Genomic DNA, 16190 nt, shown 5'->3' with positions numbered 1-16190 from the left:
TGTCAGCCAGATGACAGGCTGATGACTTCTGATAAAGCAGTAAGCAAGGGGCATTTTTTCGGGACACCCACCTTTTTGACAGTGGCGTAGGGCTGTTCTTGACTTAAGAGGTCACCGTTGAGGGATGTGCCATGACCATTGCCCGTTCACGTCAAATCAGCTTGCAGGATACGCCTTACTACCATGTGGTCAGCCGCTGTGTGCGGCGAGCCTTTCTGTGTGGTGACGATGCCCATTCTGGCCAGAGTTATGAGCATCGGCGTCAGTGGGTGGTCGACAAGTTGGGGCAACTATCGCGGCTGTTTGCAATTGGCATTTGTGCTTATGCGGTGATGAGCAATCATTATCATCTGGTGCTCAAGGTGGAGCCCGATACCGCAGCCAACTGGAGTGAGCGGGAGGTGGCTGAGCGCTGGGCGGGGCTATTCCAGTGGCCGCATTTGGTCAGGCGCTGGTATCAGGGGGAGACGTTGATCGAGCCTGAACTGGCTGTCGTGCAGCAATTGCTGGCCCAATGGCGGGAGCGGCTTCACTCCATAAGTTGGTTTATTCGGCTACTCAATGAAAATCTGGCCCGTCAGGCCAATCAGGAAGATGGTTGCAAGGGCCATTTCTGGGAGGGGCGCTTCAAGAGTCAGGCTTTGCTCACCGAATCCGCCTTGTTGGCCTGTATGGCGTATGTTGACCTCAATCCGATACGAGCTGCGTTGACCGATCGGCCAGAGCAGAGTGAATACACCAGTATCAAACAGCGCCTTGACGCGCCTGCTACTACTGAGGTTTTGCCACCACTTTTGCTGCCGTTTGCCCGCCAGGGTAAGCCTGAAGAGCTGCCTTATGCCTTCAGCGACTACCTGATGCTGGTTGATTGGACTGGTCGTGCTATTCGGCCCGACAAGCGGGGTCATATTCCGGCCCAATTTGGACCCATTCTGGAACGATTGGGACTCGATGCTGTTCGCTGGTTGAAGCAGGTGACGCTGTTCAGGCGACAAGGGATCAGAGTGGTGGGGGACAGATATCAATGTCAGCAGTTTGCCCGCCACTGTGGCCAGCGACGATGCCATCAACCAAGGCTGTGATAGCTTTGCATCCACCCTGCTGATAGCTCCGGGTATTGCACATAGTCCAATAAATGGCTGTGCAGGGGCTGTTGCTTTCTAAACCTGACAATCTCTCCCACCAGCCTACTTTTGCAGGCATCAGCTCGGATACACACCCCTTATTTGGCCTGCAAGTAGCCTGATAGTGGCTTGCTCAAAAAGGTGGGTGTCCCAATTTGATTCGGCGACGCTCCCCTGTTACACCTCGCTGCAAGCCTTTATGTCGGTCAATGACGTGGCGGCCTGCATTCCGTCGGCCATCGCCACCCTCGGCGATTTTCGCATGCTGGAGCTGGCCGGGGCGCCGCAGCAGTTCGAGGTGGTGGTTGGCAGACATCGCAAAAGCCAGGGCAATCTCGCCATCGAGTGGCTGGCCGAGGTGATCAAGTCGGTCTGCGATCTTGCCATGCCCAAATAACGTCGCCGTTTGCACAGGGCTGCGTACGCCAGCCAGTTTGCTAACGGCAGGCTGGATCTGCGGGACAAATCCTGCGATGGTGCGGGCAGTTATCCGCTTGTCCCGTTATCGAGTGAAAAGGAGTTGAGATGCGCATTGCCATGATTGGTCTGGGGGATATCGCCCAAAAAGCCTATCTGCCGCTGCTGGCGAGTGACGAGCGGGTCACCCCGCTGCTCTGTACCCGCAATCCGGCGGTGCTGGAGAAGCTGGCCCGCCAGTATCGGGTCGCCGAGTGCTTTACCGATGTGGCGGCCATGCTGGCCAGTCGCCCCGACGCCGTGATGATCCACGCCGCTACCGCCGTTCACCGCGAGCTGGTCGAGCAGTGCCTGCGGGCAGGGATCCCAACCTTTGTCGACAAGCCCCTGTGCGACAATCTGGCCGAGGCCGAGGCGCTGGCCAACCTCGCCATCGCGCAAGATTGCCCCCTCTTTACCGGCTTTAACCGCCGCTATCTGCCCGCCATGGCCGAGGCGCGGGCCCAGCCGCTTACCGAGCTTAACTGGCAGAAACACCGCTTCGCTCTGCCGGGCAAGGCGCGGGATTTCCTGTTCGACGACTTTATCCATGTGCTCGACAGCCTCTGCTTCTATGGCGGCGTGCCGGGCGGCGACTTTCATGCGGTATTGCGACCTGATACGAAGGACAACAGCTTGCTGGCCGGGGTAAGCGTCAGCTGGCAGAGCGGCGATCGTGCCATCAGCGGCAGCATGAACCGCAGCGCCGGGATCACCGAGGAGCGCATCGATGCCTACGGCGACAACCTCTCCCTGCACCTTGAGAACTGCACTCGCGGCATCATCGCCCGCGATAAGCAGGCCGAGATGCTGAGCCCCAACGACTGGCAGCCGGTGCTGGCCCAGCGCGGCTTTGCCGCCATGCTGGCGCACTGGTATCAGCAGGTTGAAATCGGCAAGGCGGATAGCGAGCTGATCGCCTCCTACCTGCACGGTCACCGGCTGGCGGAGCAGCTGGTCGTGCTGGCTGACAAGCGGGGATAAGGCTGGCTGGAAGTGCGCGTGGCATGAATGCGCGGTGCGTGAGAAAGACGCATGAAAAACAACGGGGGCCGCAGTTGCGGCCCCCGTTGTTATGGGATGAGATGCATGGGATCAGATGCACTTTACCGGCTTGGGCAGGCCGCCAATCTTGGTCGCCTGCTTGGCGGGCCCTTCCGGGAACAGTTTGTAGAGGTAGCGGCTGTTGCCCTTCTCGGGGCCGTACTGCTTCTCCATCGCCTTGACCAGCGCGCGGATGGCGGGGGAGGTGTTGAACTCCAGATAGAAGGCGCGCACAAAGCGCACCACTTCCCAGTGCGGCTCCTCAAGCGTGATCCCCTCCTGCGCAGCCAGTACCAGCGCCAGCTCCTCGCTCCAGTCGTTGCTGTTGAGCAGGTAGCCCTTGGCATCGGTCTCGATGAGTTGGCCGTTGAATTCCAGCTGATGTTTTTCGGACGCAGACATGAGGGCTCCTCGCTAATGGGGCTATCAGGATTGGGCGGGCATGGTAGCGCCTTGATCCCCAGTGAGCAACCGACTCTCGTTGGCCAGATGCAGCAGCTGATCCGCCAGCTCGCTGATCAGGTTGAGCTGCTGGGTCAGCATCAGCTGCTCCTCGCTGCTGTCCGGACTTATCACCGGGCACTGACCACCGATGGAACTGGAGGGGTTGCCCGCCAGATGTCCGGCGGCCTGCTCCAAGGTGTGGCAGATGTGGTGGCGCACCTCATCCAGCCCGCTGATGGCCTCCAGCTTGTCGCGATGGGCTCCCAGCGCCGAAATGTAGGAGAGCAGGGCATGGTTGCGCCAGGTGAGGGTAAAGCAGAGATCGAGGAAGCGGCGGCGCTTTTGCGGCTCCACCAGCATGCTCTGCCAGGCGGTGGCCAGCTCGCTGTCTGCCAGATGGGCGCTCTTGCGCGCCACCCGATAGTCGATGGACTCGTCTCGCTGCTGCTTGAGGCTCGCCAGCACCGCCGAGAGGTAGCGGGCGTTGGCCGAGAGCGAATTGGCGATAAGAGTCGGCAGCCGCTTGTACTGCCAGTCCGGCCAGAGCCAGGCCACCAGCCCGTAAGAGATCAGGCAGCCGAGCAGGGTATCGAGCAGCCGGGGCCCGAGAATGGCAAAGCCGATGCCATCAAGCAGATTGAACGCCATCAGCACGTAGAGGGTGATAAAGCAGACCGCGGCGCTGTAGTTGTTGCGCACCTGGGTAAAGAAGAGGAAAGCGGCCAGCCCCATCACCACCAGCTGGACGTGCAGCTCGGGAAACAGCCAGAGCACCGGAATGCCCACCAGTATGCCGGCGAAGGTGCCGAGCATCCGCTGCACCAGTCGGCGGCGGGTGGCGCTGTAGCTGGGCTGGCAGACAAACAGCACGGTCAGCAAAATCCAGTAGCCCTTATCCATATCAAAGGTTTGCAGTATGCCGTAGCCGATCACCAGTCCGAGCGACAAACGCAGCGCGTGGCGAAACACCATGGAGTGCAAGGTGAGGTGCTGCTTGAGCTGGGCTAGCAGCGGCAGGCGGGGGGGGCGCGCCAGCGCTGGCAGATCCTGCTCCGGCTGCTCGGGGTTTTGCAGCACTTCGGCGCTGCCCAGCAACTGGTTGATGCTGGCCAGATTGCGGCGCAGGAATTTCATCGGCGTCAGCAGGGTTTTCGGGTAGTGCTGCTTGAGATTGGTGAACTCCAGCTGATCGCCTAGGGCCTCCAGCGTCCAGTGGATGCGCTTGTTATGGGCGTAGGGCTTGTGCACCAGAATGGCGTAACCCAGCCGCTGGCATGCCTCGGAGAGTTGCAGGAACACCTCCTGAAATCCTTCCAGTACGATGCCTTGCTTGAGCTCCGCTTCCAACCGGCTGTAGGGATAGTGGCTGGAGGTGGCGCGCTCGTGAATCTCCAGCGCCAGAAGATAGAGGCGCAGCAGGCTGGCCAGCTCGGGGCTCGCCGGATGGCGGCGGCTCAGGCGGGCGTTGAGGGCCGACTTGGTGAGGGTCAGCGCGCTCACCAGATTGATGTTGAGCTGGGCCAGATTGTGGCGAATGGCCTGGGCGCCGTGCTCGTCCGCCGGGAAGAAGCGGGACTTTTCCAGCAGGTAGCGGCCAAGGGCGAAGTAGCTCTGGGCCAGTTGCTCGTGCAGGGTCTTGTAGGGCAGCAGCCAGAGCCAGATAAACGAGACCAGCCCGTACCAGAGGGCGCCGGCGCCGAGTGCCAGCGGCTGGTAGAAGAGATCCGGCGCCTTGGCGGCCCCCAGCATGGTGTAGATGGCGATCAGCAGCGAGCCAAAGCTGATGGTGGCGTAGCGGGCACCGAGGGCCCCCACCATCACAAAGATAAAGGTGGAGCTGGCCAGCCCGATGGCAAACAGCCAGGGGGTGGGGTAGAGATACTGCACACAGAGGGACGCGAACATGAAGCAGATGAGCGTCATGGCGAGGTTTTTAAGGCGTCCCCACAGGCTGTCGTCGGTTTCGGCAATGGCACCCGCCACGACCCCGAGGGAGAGCAGCACGGTGAGCTGGATATTGCCGGTGGCCAGGGTGAAGGCGAGCAGACCGAGAATGGCCAGCAGCACCTTGAGAGCGAAGTAGATGTGACTATCGGTCAGCAGTCGGCGCAGCAGGCCAGAGAGATCCATCGGCATGAAACAGGAACAACCCTTGAACGAAACGAGGGCAGGATGTTACCCCGCCAAGCGCGAAGTGGCCCTGATCCAAATCAGGGCCACTTCGCTTCATATCCTTGATTTACAACTTATCCTGACAGAAAGAGGAGCCAATAAAAACCCCGCCGAAGCGGGGTTTCTGATTAGTTGCGGTTGCCGCCAAGCAGGCTCAGCAAGCTCAGGAAGATGTTGTAGATGGAGACATACAGGGTGACGGTGGCAGAGATGTAGTTGGTCTCGCCGCCGCGCACGATCTGCTGGGTAGTCAGCAGGATGGCACCGGAGGAGAAGAGCATGAACATGGCGGACAGAGCCAGGCTCAGGGCGCTCATCTGCAGGAAGATGTTGGCAATCATGGCCACCAGCAGTACCCAGAAACCGACGAACAGCATGCCGCCGATGAAAGAGAGGTCACGCTTGGTGGTCAGGGCATAGGCCGACAGACCGAAGAAGGTGAGCGCGGTGCCGCCAAGGGCGGTCATCACGATCTCGCCACCACCATTGTTCATATACATGTTGATGATGGGGCCCAGGCTATAGCCCAGCAGACCGGTCAGGGCGAAGGTGAAGACCAGCCCCATGCCGTTGTTGCGATTCTTCTCGGTCAGGAACATCAGACCGTATACGCCGATGAGGAAGATGGCCCAGTGCAGCGGCGGCATGTTCATTACGGTCGCGATGCCCGCCACCACGGCAGAGAAGCCCAGAGTGAGGGAGAGCAGCATATAGGTGTTACGCAGCACCTTGTTGGTATCGCGTACGGCACTTTGGGTGCCAGTGTAGATAGAACGGGTATCCATCTTGGGTGTCCTCTTTATGTCCGGGTGAGACGGCGAGCAGCCGCCTCGTGATCGCTGTTTGTTACTGCATGTTTACGCATTGTATGTAGAACAAATAGGGATGACGAGGAACAATTTCAAGCCACCTGCCATTTTGCTCCCGCACACTATCCCACAGGAAATATGTATTGCATATGAACAAGGGCTTAGCGTAGTATGCACGCCGTTCGGAGGGGTGGCAGAGCGGCTGAATGCACCGGTCTTGAAAACCGGCGATGGGCGACCATCCGTGGGTTCAAATCCCACCTCCTCCGCCATATTCAAAGAGAAAGCCCAAGCGGTCACCCGCTTGGGCTTTTTTGTATCTGTGCCGTGTAGTCTTGCTCGACAGTACTCCTGGTCGCAAATGGGATGCCGTCAAAGCGTCCCCGCACCTTGTGACTTGAACCAGGATGACGGCTATCTCTCTCATCTCTAACTGCTCGATGAGCGTCTCTTCTCTGAGGCTGAGTTGTCTGCATCCATGTTTGAGCCCTGAGTCGTCATCCTGTTGCTCCGCTCATAGACTCTCGTCAGCTTCTCGCCTGCGGCGCGGATGTTGACTGTCTCCTGCCATTTGATGGAGAAAGAGGGTCATTGATTGACGTTCCCCCCCCTACCATGGTCAAATTTTCCCATTAATTAACAAAATGTCAGGTACTTCAGGGAGATATATGGAGACAGATGACAGATATACAGTGCCAGGCTTGGTAAGGGGACTGAGAGCGCTTCAGGCATTTAGCGAAGAGCGAAGAGAATTAAGCGTGTCAGAGCTTGCCGAAGTCATTGATGTCAATCGTTCCAGTGCTTTCCGTATTATCTATACCCTGGAAACCTGTGGCTTTTTGTATAAGGCAGATGGGTCCAGACGCTATAGCTTGACTTCCAGGGTGCTGGATTTGGGATTTACCTATCTCTCGGGGCTGGATTTACTGGAGCCATCGCGGCCTATCATGCAGCGCTTGCGGGACGATATTACCATTGCGTGCCATTTGGTGATCCGTCAGGGGACAGACATAGTCTTTGTCGATCGTTATCAGGCGAAAGGGCCGTTTACCAGCACGGTAGGAGTGGGCACCCGATGGCCAGCCCATGCAACCGTCACCGGTCAGTTGCTGCTTTCTGACTTGTCTGATGAGGCCATTATCGAGCTATATCGTGATTATCAATGGTCCACCTACACCGAGGGAACCCCGAACAGCATTGAGTCACTGCTGGCTTGCATGGCTGAGGTACGGGGACAACCGGCGCTGATCAGCTGGGGCTATTACAATCCCGTGATGGCTGCCTGTGCGGCACCGATAAATCGGTTAAGTGACGGCCGCATGATCGCATCGGTTTCTGTCAGCTGCCCCCTGCAAAGTTTTCCCCGAGAGGAGTTTGAAGGACGCATTCGGGATAAGGTGATCCATGCTGCGCACGATCTGTCGCGCACACTCAGTTTGAATAACGGTAATCCCTGAAAAATAGCGCTCTTTTTGTAACGCCATGCGCAAGCGCATGGCTTGTTGCATGATCTGCCACACTCGGTTTATCCCCCCCTCCTTTCTTTGCCACCCAGTGCACTACCGAGCCTTTGCTGCTCGAACATCAGGCCAGCAATAACGCAACTTGGTCAGATTGTTAAATCTTGTTCCCGCCACTGGATAGCTGCTGATGCCTTGGGGCCATGTTCATGGCTGACTGTCGCCAACCTGCGTCGATGGTGGCAGAGCGTAGCGCCCTTCTCAAACATCAAAAATTAATCATCAAATTCAATCGGATAATCAAACCCAGTTGCCTGTTGCGCTCAGCTGCACTGACCCATTTCCGTTCTGGCGAACCCTCAACAGAGGGTCGATGAGCGTTATCGTGGCACCTCATGGAGGAGGCTTTGGTGGTGATGGTAACAAAAAGTACACAACCCATTGACATGGGTTGCTCTTGGCGATTAACGTGTTTGCATACGAAAAAATGTTTCTATAGTGAATTTTTCGGAGGCGAGATGAGTTGGATGCCGGTTTGTAAATTGAGTGCGATTTCGGATGGGGAGCATCTGGCGCTCAATGTCGAGGGGAAAGCGGTTGGGATATTCATGATCGAGGGGCAGCTTCATGCCATCGAGGATATCTGCCCCCATGCCTACGCCCTGCTGAGTGAGGGGTTCGTGGAAGGGCGCACGGTTGAGTGCCCGCTGCATGAGGCTATTTTCGATATACCCACCGGCAAGCTGCAAAGCGGCCCGGGTTGCCGCGATTTGAACACCTACGAGGTACGCGTCGAAGGCGACGACGTACTCCTTCACATGGCATGACGAGGAAGCAGTGAATGGAGAATTTCAATCCCAAACTGGCCGCTTGGCTCAATAAGGAGCCCAGTGCTGAGGCCGGGCAAAACAACATTCAGATCCCGGGCAAGACGGTCAACCTGATATGGCAGAACCGCTACCGCGAGCCGACCGCTTATGAGCTGGCGCTGGTGAGTCAACTGGAGAAGGCCTTTGCCGAGGGCATTACCGAGCTGGAGTCCCTTGTAGAGACCCTCAATCGGTCTGGACTGCGCAATGAGGCGGGCGATCCGTGGAGTTGTACCAATTTTCAGGATGAGATGGCCCGCCTCGGTTACTGAGCGGCCCACTGCAGATAGCGAGGAGAACACGATGAAGCAACAAAGTGCACTGGAGCATCACCTGAATTTGGGTCTCAAGGATCTCTGGTATCCGGTGGTATCCAGTTGGGAAGTGAGCAGCAATCCGGTAGGTATCACGCGTCTTGGTGAACATATCGTGCTGTGGCGCGATACCAAGGGGAAGGTTAACGCGCTGGAAGATCGTTGCCCTCACCGGGGAGCCCGGCTCTCTCTGGGGTGGAATCTGGGGGATCGGGTGGCTTGCTGGTATCACGGCGTGGAGGTAAATGGCGCGGGCGTGGTGACCGATGTGCCGGCAGTCGATGCCTGTCCCATGACTGGCAGCAAGTGCCTGCGCTCTTATCCGGTCATCGAGAAGCACGGCGCTATCTTTCTGTGGTTTGGCCTGGAAGCGGAGAGCACACCCGCAGAGCTGGTGCTGCCGGAACAGTTGGAAAGTGAGGAGTGGAGCCACTTCCTCTGTCAAGCCGATTGGGCGGTCAACTACCGCTATGCGGTGGATAACGTGATGGATCCCATGCATGGCAGCTACCTGCATTGCACTTCCCACTCCATGGCCGAAGGGGACAAGAGTGCTGATATGCGGGCTCGCAACACGGAACAGGGATTCATCTTCGAGAAAACCGGCCAAAGTGGTGTCAACTTCGACTGGGTGGAATTTGGCAGCAGCGGAACTTTCTGGTTGCGCCTGTCGATCCCCTATCGTCCGCAGTTTGGGCCGGGCGGCGAGTTCTGGATTGTCGGTTTCGCCACCCCGGTAGACGAGCACCACACCCGGGTATTCTTCTGGCGCGCACGCAAGGTCAGCGGTTGGCAGCGCAATGTGTGGCGCTTCCTCTATCGCAACCATCTGGAAAAGTTGCACTGGGATGTGCTGGAGCAAGACCGGGTGATCCTTGAACAGATGGCCCCCGATGCCCGCGAACACGAGTTTCTTTATCAGCATGATGTGGGGTTGTCGCGGCTGCGCAGATTGATGAAGAAGATGGCAGAGCAGCAACTGGCCCGCTTGCAAGTCAGGGAAGAGGCTGTGAGCGATGTCTAGGTTGCTGTCGGGCAAACGATTGCTGATCACCGGAGCGGCCAGAGGGCTGGGGCTGGAGTTTGCAAGGGCCGCCTGTGCGGCGGGTGCCAGTGTGGTGATGGCGGACATTCTTGCCGAGCAGGTGTTAGCCGGTGCCAGGGCGCTGTCTGCCGAGGGATGTATGGCACATGGCCTGTCATTGGACTTGGCTGATCCGGACTCCATTGCCCGCTGCGCCCATGATGCAGCTCAGCTACTGGGCGGGCTCGACGGGCTGGTCAATTGCGGTGCCATCGCGACCGGTATTGGTGGCGTCGACATGCTGGCGCTGGATGTGGCGGTGTGGGATCGCGTCATGCAGGTCAATGTCCGTGGCAGTTGGCTGATGACCCGGGCGGTAGTGCCTTATCTCAAGGTGTCCGGTGCCGGCAAGGTGGTGAATATCGCGTCCGACACCGCATTGTGGGGGGCCCCCAGATTAATGGCATACGTGGCCAGTAAAGGGGCCTTGCTGGCAATGACCCGCTCCATGGCTCGCGAGCTGGGGGAGTATAACATCTGCGTCAACGCGATCAGTCCTGGCCTGACGCAGGTTGAGGCGACCACCTATGTCCCTGCATCGCGTCATCAGCACTATGTCGACGGGCGGGCCATCAACCGGCCGCAGGTGCCTGAGGATGTAAACGGCACCGTGCTCTATCTGTTGTCTGATCTCGCTTCCTTTGTCACGGGTCAGAACCTGCCGGTTAACGGCGGTTTTGTCTTCAACTGAGCGGATGACATCCCAATTAAGAGAGTGTGAGCATGAAGATTACTGGAATTGAAACCCTGAAGTTCGGGGTGATCGACAGAGCCAAGGCAGCCGCGTTTCTTGCTGATTTCGGGTTGCGCCGGGCCAGCAGTGATATCGCCGGGGCGGATCTCTTCCTGACGCTTAATCAGAGTCGGGTCTATCTGTTCGAGGTGGATGACCCCCGTTTGCCGGCGGCCTTCGAGAGCGGCTCGACGCTGCGCGAGGTGGTTTGGGGCGTGGCCAGCCCGGAGTGTCTGGCGCAACTGGCCGAGCGGCTGGCGGGGCATCCGTCATTGCGAAGCGAGGAAGGGCGTCTGAGTTGCCAGGACCCCAATGGCATGACCCTGAGTTTTCAATTGAGTGCGCAGCGACCGGTCGAGTTATGGGTGACGCCGATTAATCAACATGGGGATATTCGCCGGATCAATGAGGCCAGCCCTGTCTATGAGCGTGGTGAACCCATCGGGATCGGACATGTGGTGTTTTTTACCCCTGACCTTGCCCGCACAGAAGCATTTTACCGTGATCGACTCGGTTTCCATCTCTCTGACTGCTATCAGGGTAAGGGCGCCTTCATGCGCTGCGCCGCGGAAGGGCACCATCATGACCTCTTCCTCTTGCATGTGCCGGGCAAATCGGCGGGGCTCAATCATGTGGCTTTCACGGTGCGAGATATTCACGAGGTGGTTGGCGCTGGCCTGGCGATGAATCGACATGGCTGGTCCACCTTTATGGGGCCGGGTCGTCACCCGATCTCGTCGGCCTACTTCTGGTATGTCAACAGCCCACTGGGCGGGGCGTTCGAGTACTACACCAACGATGATTATCTGACCCTGGAGTGGCAGCCCCGCACCATGGAACATCGTCTGGAGCTCTTTACCGAGTGGGCTATTGAGGGGGGGCTCGATAGCCGTACCCGGCGGCAGCTCAAGCAGGAGGTCTGAGCCATGCATCCAACCATCAGCCGGATTGTGATCATCGGTGCAGGGCAGGCTGGGGCCTGGGCTGCACACACCCTGAGGCAACAGGGCTATCAGGGGCGTTTGTCGGTGATCTCTGCCGAGGAGCAGGTGTTCTATGAGCGCCCCCCCCTCTCCAAACAGGTATTGGCGGGGACTATGGCCCCGGCGGCGTTGCAACTCTTTTCCGACGAGGCGATTACCGCCATGGATATCGATTGGCACAAACCTGTGCTGGCAACGGCCATCAACCCGCAGCAGCGGCAGGTAAGCCTGGCCAACGGGGCGACCCTGGCCTACGACAAACTGCTGATCGCCACCGGCAGCCGGGCCCGTGTTCCGGTGCGAGACTGGTTGGGGTTGCCCCACGTCTTTACCCTGCGCACCGTCGAAGATGCCATCCGTCTGCGTGAGCGACTGCTGCCCGGCAAGCGTCTGGCCATTTTGGGTGGCGGATGGATTGGCCTGGAGGTGGCTGCGACGGCGCGAACCAACGGGGTAGCTGTGAGCCTGTTCGAACAGGCAAGCCGGTTGTGTGCCCGCAGTGTGAGGCCCGAGCTGTCGGCGTTTCTTATGAAGCTGCACCAGGAGCAGGGGGTTGACGTTCAGCTGGCGTGTGGCGCCATTGATCTGGTGGTGACCGACGGTGGGGCAGTCCGACTGCTGCGAGAGGGTCAGTTGCTGCAGGAGGTGGACGCCGTAGTGGTGGGGGCCGGGGCGGAAATAGCCTCCGAGCTGGGCCGCGATGCGGGGTTGGCCGTCAATAATGGTCTGCTGGTCGATGAGTTCGGCAGGACATCCCACCCGGATATTTATGCCGCGGGGGATGTGGCCGTTCACCCCACGCTGGGTATGTGCGTGCAGTCTTGGGCCAATGCCCAGAATCAGGCCATCAGCGTGGCCAAGTCGATGCTGGGTGAGCCTTGCGAGTATCGGGAGGCACTCTGGATTTGGTCGGATCAATATGACTGCAATATCCAGATATTGGGCACTCCGGCCAATCACGCCAGCCGCCTGGTTGAGCGCTACTACGGGGAACATCAGCGTTCATTTATCTATCTGGATGCAGAAGGGCGACTGGAGTCCATGGTGACGGTCAATGACGCCAGGTTGATGAAACTTGGCAAACGATGGCTCAAGGGGGGGACTCTGCTGCCTGCCGGACAACTGGCTGACATCACAGTCAATCTGATGACGCTGAAACCGTAACAGGACGACAAGGTTAAACAAGTATGGAAACCATAAAAGAAACCCTGCTGATGACCGACAAGCCCGCTTCTGCGAGCCTGTTCCGGCGATGGTCTATCTCCGTCGTGCTCATGGTGTGTGTGGTGCTGGCCTTCTTTGACAAGATCAGTATTGCAGTGCTGTTCTCGGACCCGGTGTTTCAGAATGCAATGGGCATCGGGGCTGACAAGACCAGGCTGGGCTGGTTGATGAGCAGTTTCTTGCTGGCGTATGGCCTCTCATCTGTCTGCCTGAGCTTTATCGGCGACATCATCAACCCGCGAACCTGCCTGCTGACTGGCGTGGCCTCCTGGGGAATATTGATGGCCATGATGGGCATGGCGACCAGTTATGAACAACTGCTGGTGTTGCGTGTTCTGCTAGGGATTGCCGAAGGCCCGCTGTTTGCGCTGGCTTATAGCATCGTCAAACAGTGTTACAACTCGGGGCAGCAGGCCAGGGCCAGTACCATGTTTCTGCTGGGCACTCCGATAGGCGCTGCGCTCGGCTTCCCCATTACCGCCTTTATCCTCCATCGCTACGGTTGGCAGATGACCTTCTTCGTGATGGCCGGGTTGACGCTGGCGACCTTGATGGTGGTCTACTGGGGTCTGAAGGGGGTCTCACTGAACAGTGGCAGTGCTGATGGTTCGCCGAAGAAGCGGGTGACCTGGCTGCAGCACTTTCACAATAGTCAGCAATTGTGCAGGTCCCCCTCGTTTTGGGCCCTCTGTCTCTTTAATGCCGCCTTGTTGACCTATCTCTGGGGGGTGAACGGCTGGTTGCCCAGCTACCTCATCGAAGAGAAAGGGGTGGATCTTGCCTCCTTCGGCGCACTTTCGTCACTGCCCTTCATCGCCATGCTGTTTGGAGAGATAGCGGGAGCCTTCCTCTCTGACAAAACAGGCAAGCGGGCGGTGCAGGTATTTGCCGGTCTGTTTCTCGCCGGGTGCTCGCTCTATCTGGTGTTGCAGCTCCATGATGCTGTGCTGGCGATTCTGGCCCTGTCGGTCAGTGCCATGAGCTGGGGCTTTGGTGTGTCAGCCGTGTTTGCCTTGCTGGCCCGGCTCACGCCGGCAGAAGTGAGTGCGACGGCAGGGGGGATTTTCAACGGCTTTGGCAACTTTGCAGGGTCTGCCGCCCCGGTATTGATGGGCTACATAGTGACCCGGAGCGGAGACTTCAATCTGGGACTGATGTTCCTGGTGTGGGTGGCCGTGCTCGGTTCGCTGCTGCTGCTCCCCCTCGTTAAAAAGTACTGATCCTGACCTGACTGGCTGCTTATTCCGTTGCCGCGGAAGGGGCGCTCTTTATCTGAAACTGAGCAATAACCACTGAGAGGAAACGCACTATGAACGCGAAATTTGCCACCTGGAATAAACCCGCTGACAAGAGTCTGGGAGAGTGGCTGGATAGTCGCATCGCCCGCTTTAGCACCCGTCGCTATGACTTCGATGCCCTGAAATTCCAGGCTGACTATGACCCTAAATATCGCCGTGCCCAGATGCGCTACATGGGCACGGGGGCCACAGGGGTACAGAGCGACAGCAATACCGTCCCCTCCGAGCATTTCACTTTCTCTACCATGGTGCTGCCTGCCCAGTGTGAAGGGCCGCTGCATCTCCATGACGATGTAGAAGAGGTGTTTTTCATGCTGCGTGGCTCGATAACCCTGTTCGTCGAGTTCGAAGGGGAAAAATTTGAGACCCAACTTAATGAGCGGGATCTTATCTCCATTCCGCCGGGAATTTATCGTGGTCTGCTGAACCATGGTGAGGAGGATGCACTGATGTGCGTGATGCTGGGGGCCAGCAAGCCGACCACGCCCACCTACCCGGACATCCACCCGTTATCCAAGATCAAGCGGGTCTCATGATGGGCGATCTGGTCGCTCGTCTCACTGACTTCCCGTTGCAACGGACGATGCTGGCCGGGCGTCAGTTGGCCTATCGTCGGGTTGGGCAGGGGCCCGTGTTGCTGTTACTGCATGGGATCAGCTCCGGCTCCGGCTCCTGGGTGTGCCAATTGGAGCAGTTGGCTGCGCAGTTCACCCTGGTGGCGTGGGATATGCCCGGCTATGGCCAGAGTGACCCGCTGCCAGGTTCAACTCCGGACGCCCGGGCGTATGCCAGAGTGCTGCATCAGTTGATCATTGCCCTTGAGCTGGAGCAACCGCTGTTGCTGGGGCATTCGTTGGGGGCCATGGTGGCCGCAGCTTATGCCAGTGAACAACCCGATAGCGTCAGGGGGCTGCTGTTGGCCAATCCCGCACAGGGTTATGGCCGGGACGAACCTGAGATGCGGGAGCAGGTCCATCGCAAGCGCCCCGAGATGTTGCGCACCCTGGGCCACGCTGGGCTCGCGGCCGCCCGTGGCCCTGTGCTGCTGGGCCCCAGCGCAAATAAGGCCCAGTTGGCGCTGGTTGCCAACAGCATGACCGGGTTGACCCAGGTGGGCTTCGAGGCTGCTTCCTATCTGCTGGCCTATGACGATATTCGTGATTATCTGGCGCGCTATCCCGCTCCGATCGGGGTGATCTATGGCGAAGAGGATGTCATTACGCCACCCGTAGGGGTGCTGGCCCTGGCTGCCGGGCATGGCAATGCTCATTGCGAGCCTCTGCCGGGGGCGGGTCATGCCAGTTATATCGATCAACCTGCGGCGTTTAGCCGGGCCGTTGTGCAACTGGTCGCTTTATTAACCAATCGAGGGGGATAACCGTGAGTTTTAACGTGAAAGGCAAGGTAGCCGTGGTAACGGGCGGCTCATCGGGGATCGGGCTGGAAACCGTGCGGTTGTTACTGGCCGAGGGGGCTCGAGTGGCCTGGTGTGGACGCAATACCGAGCGTTTGGCTGCCTCGCTGGCCGAGATGTTGGCCAGCTTTTCCGAGGACAACTGCATGGCTTACCCGTGCGATGTACTCGATAAAGAGGCGGTGACGGCCTTTGCTGCGGCGGTCGAGGCCCGTTTTGGCGGTACCGACATGTTGATCAACAACGCCGGTCAGGGACGTGTCTCCAACTTTGAGCAGACCGACGATGAGCAGTGGCTGGCAGAGAGCCGGCTGAAAACATTCAGTGTCATCTATCCCATCAAGGCTTTTTTGGATCAGCTGACGCGCTCGCCATGCCCCTCCATCACCAATGTCAATTCGTTGCTGGCATTACAGCCAGAGCCACACATGATTGCGACCTCGGCCGCTCGGGCAGCCCTGTTAAACCTGACCCACTCGTTGGCTCATGAGTTTGCCGCCAAGGGGATCCGGGTTAATTCCATCTTGCTCGGCATGGTGGAGTCGGAGCAGTGGCGTCGCCGCTTTGCCGAACGCAGCGAGCAACAGCTGAGTTGGGAGGAGTGGACACAGGGGATCGCTGCACGCAGGGGCATACCCATGGGACGGTTGGGCAAACCCGAAGAGCCTGCCCGTGCGCTGATTTTTTTGGCCTCGCCACTGGCGGCCTATACCACCGGGGCAGCGCTCGATGTCTCGGGTGGCTTTAACAGGCACCTCTAGG

General features: G+C 58.6%; 17 protein-coding genes and 1 tRNA gene. 15 read left to right on the top strand and 3 right to left on the bottom strand.

Translation table 11 applies throughout. The features are described 5' to 3' along the window. Positions 1 to 131: 131 nt before the first annotated feature. The 3 genes from G5149_RS05800 to G5149_RS05790 all read left to right on the top strand — a co-directional run bounded on the left by G5149_RS05800 (position 132) and on the right by G5149_RS05790 (position 2564). A complete protein-coding gene (locus G5149_RS05800) occupies positions 132 to 1082 on the top strand; it encodes a transposase (protein ID WP_421211990.1) in 951 nt (316 codons plus the stop codon). A 187-nt stretch (positions 1083 to 1269) separates the two neighbouring features. Beyond that, positions 1270 to 1521: a hypothetical protein gene (locus tag G5149_RS05795; protein ID WP_227342210.1), complete on the top strand. Its 252-nt coding sequence runs from the start codon at positions 1270 to 1272 to the stop codon at positions 1519 to 1521. A 128-nt stretch (positions 1522 to 1649) separates the two neighbouring features. Then, positions 1650 to 2564 carry a Gfo/Idh/MocA family protein gene (locus G5149_RS05790; RefSeq protein WP_421211988.1) on the top strand — a complete coding sequence of 305 codons (915 nt, stop codon included), beginning with the start codon at positions 1650 to 1652 and terminating at the stop codon, positions 2562 to 2564. 111 nt (positions 2565 to 2675) lie between these two features. Here the strand turns inward: G5149_RS05790 and G5149_RS05785 are convergent, their stop codons facing one another. The 3 genes from G5149_RS05785 to G5149_RS05775 form a co-directional block, all read right to left on the bottom strand. Then, positions 2676 to 3026, bottom strand: coding sequence for a TusE/DsrC/DsvC family sulfur relay protein (locus G5149_RS05785; RefSeq protein WP_019446869.1), 351 nt, complete (start codon positions 3024 to 3026; stop codon positions 2676 to 2678). 24 nt (positions 3027 to 3050) lie between these two features. Next, on the bottom strand, positions 3051 to 5204 hold the full coding sequence (gene yccS, locus G5149_RS05780; RefSeq protein ID WP_227342213.1) for a YccS family putative transporter: 2154 nt from the start codon (positions 5202 to 5204) through the stop codon (positions 3051 to 3053). Positions 5205 to 5368: 164 nt separating this feature from the next. Then, positions 5369 to 6025, bottom strand: a complete 657-nt coding sequence (locus G5149_RS05775) for a Bax inhibitor-1/YccA family protein (protein WP_227342215.1) — start codon at positions 6023 to 6025, stop codon at positions 5369 to 5371. A 208-nt stretch (positions 6026 to 6233) separates the two neighbouring features. On the opposite strand from G5149_RS05775, the gene G5149_RS05770 reads away from it, so the two are divergent. The 12 genes from G5149_RS05770 to G5149_RS05715 all read left to right on the top strand — a co-directional run bounded on the left by G5149_RS05770 (position 6234) and on the right by G5149_RS05715 (position 16189). Next, positions 6234 to 6321: transfer RNA gene (locus tag G5149_RS05770), tRNA-Ser, on the top strand. A 372-nt stretch (positions 6322 to 6693) separates the two neighbouring features. Beyond that, a complete protein-coding gene (locus tag G5149_RS05765; protein ID WP_041234490.1) occupies positions 6694 to 7506 on the top strand; it encodes an IclR family transcriptional regulator in 813 nt (270 codons plus the stop codon). Between the two features lie 521 nt (positions 7507 to 8027). Then, positions 8028 to 8336, top strand: a complete 309-nt coding sequence (locus tag G5149_RS05760; RefSeq protein WP_005347576.1) for a non-heme iron oxygenase ferredoxin subunit — start codon at positions 8028 to 8030, stop codon at positions 8334 to 8336. Positions 8337 to 8350: 14 nt separating this feature from the next. After that, complete coding sequence (locus G5149_RS05755) at positions 8351 to 8650, top strand: recombinase-like helix-turn-helix domain-containing protein (protein WP_005347574.1); 300 nt, start codon at positions 8351 to 8353, stop codon at positions 8648 to 8650. A gap of 31 nt (positions 8651 to 8681) precedes the next feature. After that, entirely contained in the window at positions 8682 to 9716 is a 1035-nt protein-coding gene (locus G5149_RS05750) for an aromatic ring-hydroxylating oxygenase subunit alpha (protein WP_236348889.1), read from the top strand. Continuing rightward, entirely contained in the window at positions 9709 to 10467 is a 759-nt protein-coding gene (locus tag G5149_RS05745) for an SDR family oxidoreductase (protein WP_005347570.1), read from the top strand. The genes G5149_RS05750 and G5149_RS05745 overlap by 8 nt, the downstream gene beginning before the upstream one ends. A 32-nt stretch (positions 10468 to 10499) precedes the next feature. Beyond that, on the top strand, positions 10500 to 11432 hold the full coding sequence (locus G5149_RS05740; RefSeq protein WP_421211983.1) for a VOC family protein: 933 nt from the start codon (positions 10500 to 10502) through the stop codon (positions 11430 to 11432). Positions 11433 to 11435: 3 nt separating this feature from the next. Further along, positions 11436 to 12656, top strand: a complete 1221-nt coding sequence (locus G5149_RS05735) for an NAD(P)/FAD-dependent oxidoreductase (RefSeq protein ID WP_421211981.1) — start codon at positions 11436 to 11438, stop codon at positions 12654 to 12656. 23 nt (positions 12657 to 12679) lie between these two features. Continuing rightward, complete coding sequence (locus tag G5149_RS05730; RefSeq protein ID WP_421211979.1) at positions 12680 to 13936, top strand: MFS transporter; 1257 nt, start codon at positions 12680 to 12682, stop codon at positions 13934 to 13936. Positions 13937 to 14025: 89 nt separating this feature from the next. Beyond that, positions 14026 to 14550, top strand: coding sequence for a cupin domain-containing protein (locus G5149_RS05725; protein WP_421211977.1), 525 nt, complete (start codon positions 14026 to 14028; stop codon positions 14548 to 14550). Beyond that, positions 14547 to 15392, top strand: coding sequence for an alpha/beta fold hydrolase (locus G5149_RS05720; protein ID WP_421211975.1), 846 nt, complete (start codon positions 14547 to 14549; stop codon positions 15390 to 15392). The genes G5149_RS05725 and G5149_RS05720 overlap by 4 nt, the downstream gene beginning before the upstream one ends. Before the next feature lie 2 nt (positions 15393 to 15394). Then, positions 15395 to 16189, top strand: a complete 795-nt coding sequence (locus tag G5149_RS05715) for an SDR family oxidoreductase (RefSeq protein WP_421211973.1) — start codon at positions 15395 to 15397, stop codon at positions 16187 to 16189. The last annotated feature ends 1 nt before the right edge of the window (position 16190 follow it).

It is taken from the genome of Aeromonas sp. 600479 (assembly GCF_049175515.1).
GTDB classification, from domain to species: domain Bacteria; phylum Pseudomonadota; class Gammaproteobacteria; order Enterobacterales; family Aeromonadaceae; genus Aeromonas; species Aeromonas veronii_A.
This window is presented reverse-complemented; position numbering and strand designations above follow the sequence as displayed.

Excerpts from the sequence above, each read along its gene's own strand:
- G5149_RS05800 (WP_421211990.1), top strand. The coding sequence starts at position 132 with ATGACCATTGCCCGTTCACGTCAAATCAGCTTGCAGGATACGCCTTAC.
- G5149_RS05790 (WP_421211988.1), top strand. The coding sequence starts at position 1,650 with ATGCGCATTGCCATGATTGGTCTGGGGGATATCGCCCAAAAAGCCTAT.
- G5149_RS05785 (WP_019446869.1), bottom strand. The coding sequence starts at position 3,026 with ATGTCTGCGTCCGAAAAACATCAGCTGGAATTCAACGGCCAACTCATC.
- yccS (WP_227342213.1), bottom strand. The coding sequence starts at position 5,204 with ATGCCGATGGATCTCTCTGGCCTGCTGCGCCGACTGCTGACCGATAGT.
- G5149_RS05775 (WP_227342215.1), bottom strand. The coding sequence starts at position 6,025 with ATGGATACCCGTTCTATCTACACTGGCACCCAAAGTGCCGTACGCGAT.
- G5149_RS05765 (WP_041234490.1), top strand. The coding sequence starts at position 6,694 with ATGTCAGGTACTTCAGGGAGATATATGGAGACAGATGACAGATATACA.
- G5149_RS05760 (WP_005347576.1), top strand. The coding sequence starts at position 8,028 with ATGAGTTGGATGCCGGTTTGTAAATTGAGTGCGATTTCGGATGGGGAG.
- G5149_RS05755 (WP_005347574.1), top strand. The coding sequence starts at position 8,351 with ATGGAGAATTTCAATCCCAAACTGGCCGCTTGGCTCAATAAGGAGCCC.
- G5149_RS05750 (WP_236348889.1), top strand. The coding sequence starts at position 8,682 with ATGAAGCAACAAAGTGCACTGGAGCATCACCTGAATTTGGGTCTCAAG.
- G5149_RS05745 (WP_005347570.1), top strand. The coding sequence starts at position 9,709 with ATGTCTAGGTTGCTGTCGGGCAAACGATTGCTGATCACCGGAGCGGCC.
- G5149_RS05740 (WP_421211983.1), top strand. The coding sequence starts at position 10,500 with ATGAAGATTACTGGAATTGAAACCCTGAAGTTCGGGGTGATCGACAGA.
- G5149_RS05735 (WP_421211981.1), top strand. The coding sequence starts at position 11,436 with ATGCATCCAACCATCAGCCGGATTGTGATCATCGGTGCAGGGCAGGCT.
- G5149_RS05730 (WP_421211979.1), top strand. The coding sequence starts at position 12,680 with ATGGAAACCATAAAAGAAACCCTGCTGATGACCGACAAGCCCGCTTCT.
- G5149_RS05725 (WP_421211977.1), top strand. The coding sequence starts at position 14,026 with ATGAACGCGAAATTTGCCACCTGGAATAAACCCGCTGACAAGAGTCTG.
- G5149_RS05720 (WP_421211975.1), top strand. The coding sequence starts at position 14,547 with ATGATGGGCGATCTGGTCGCTCGTCTCACTGACTTCCCGTTGCAACGG.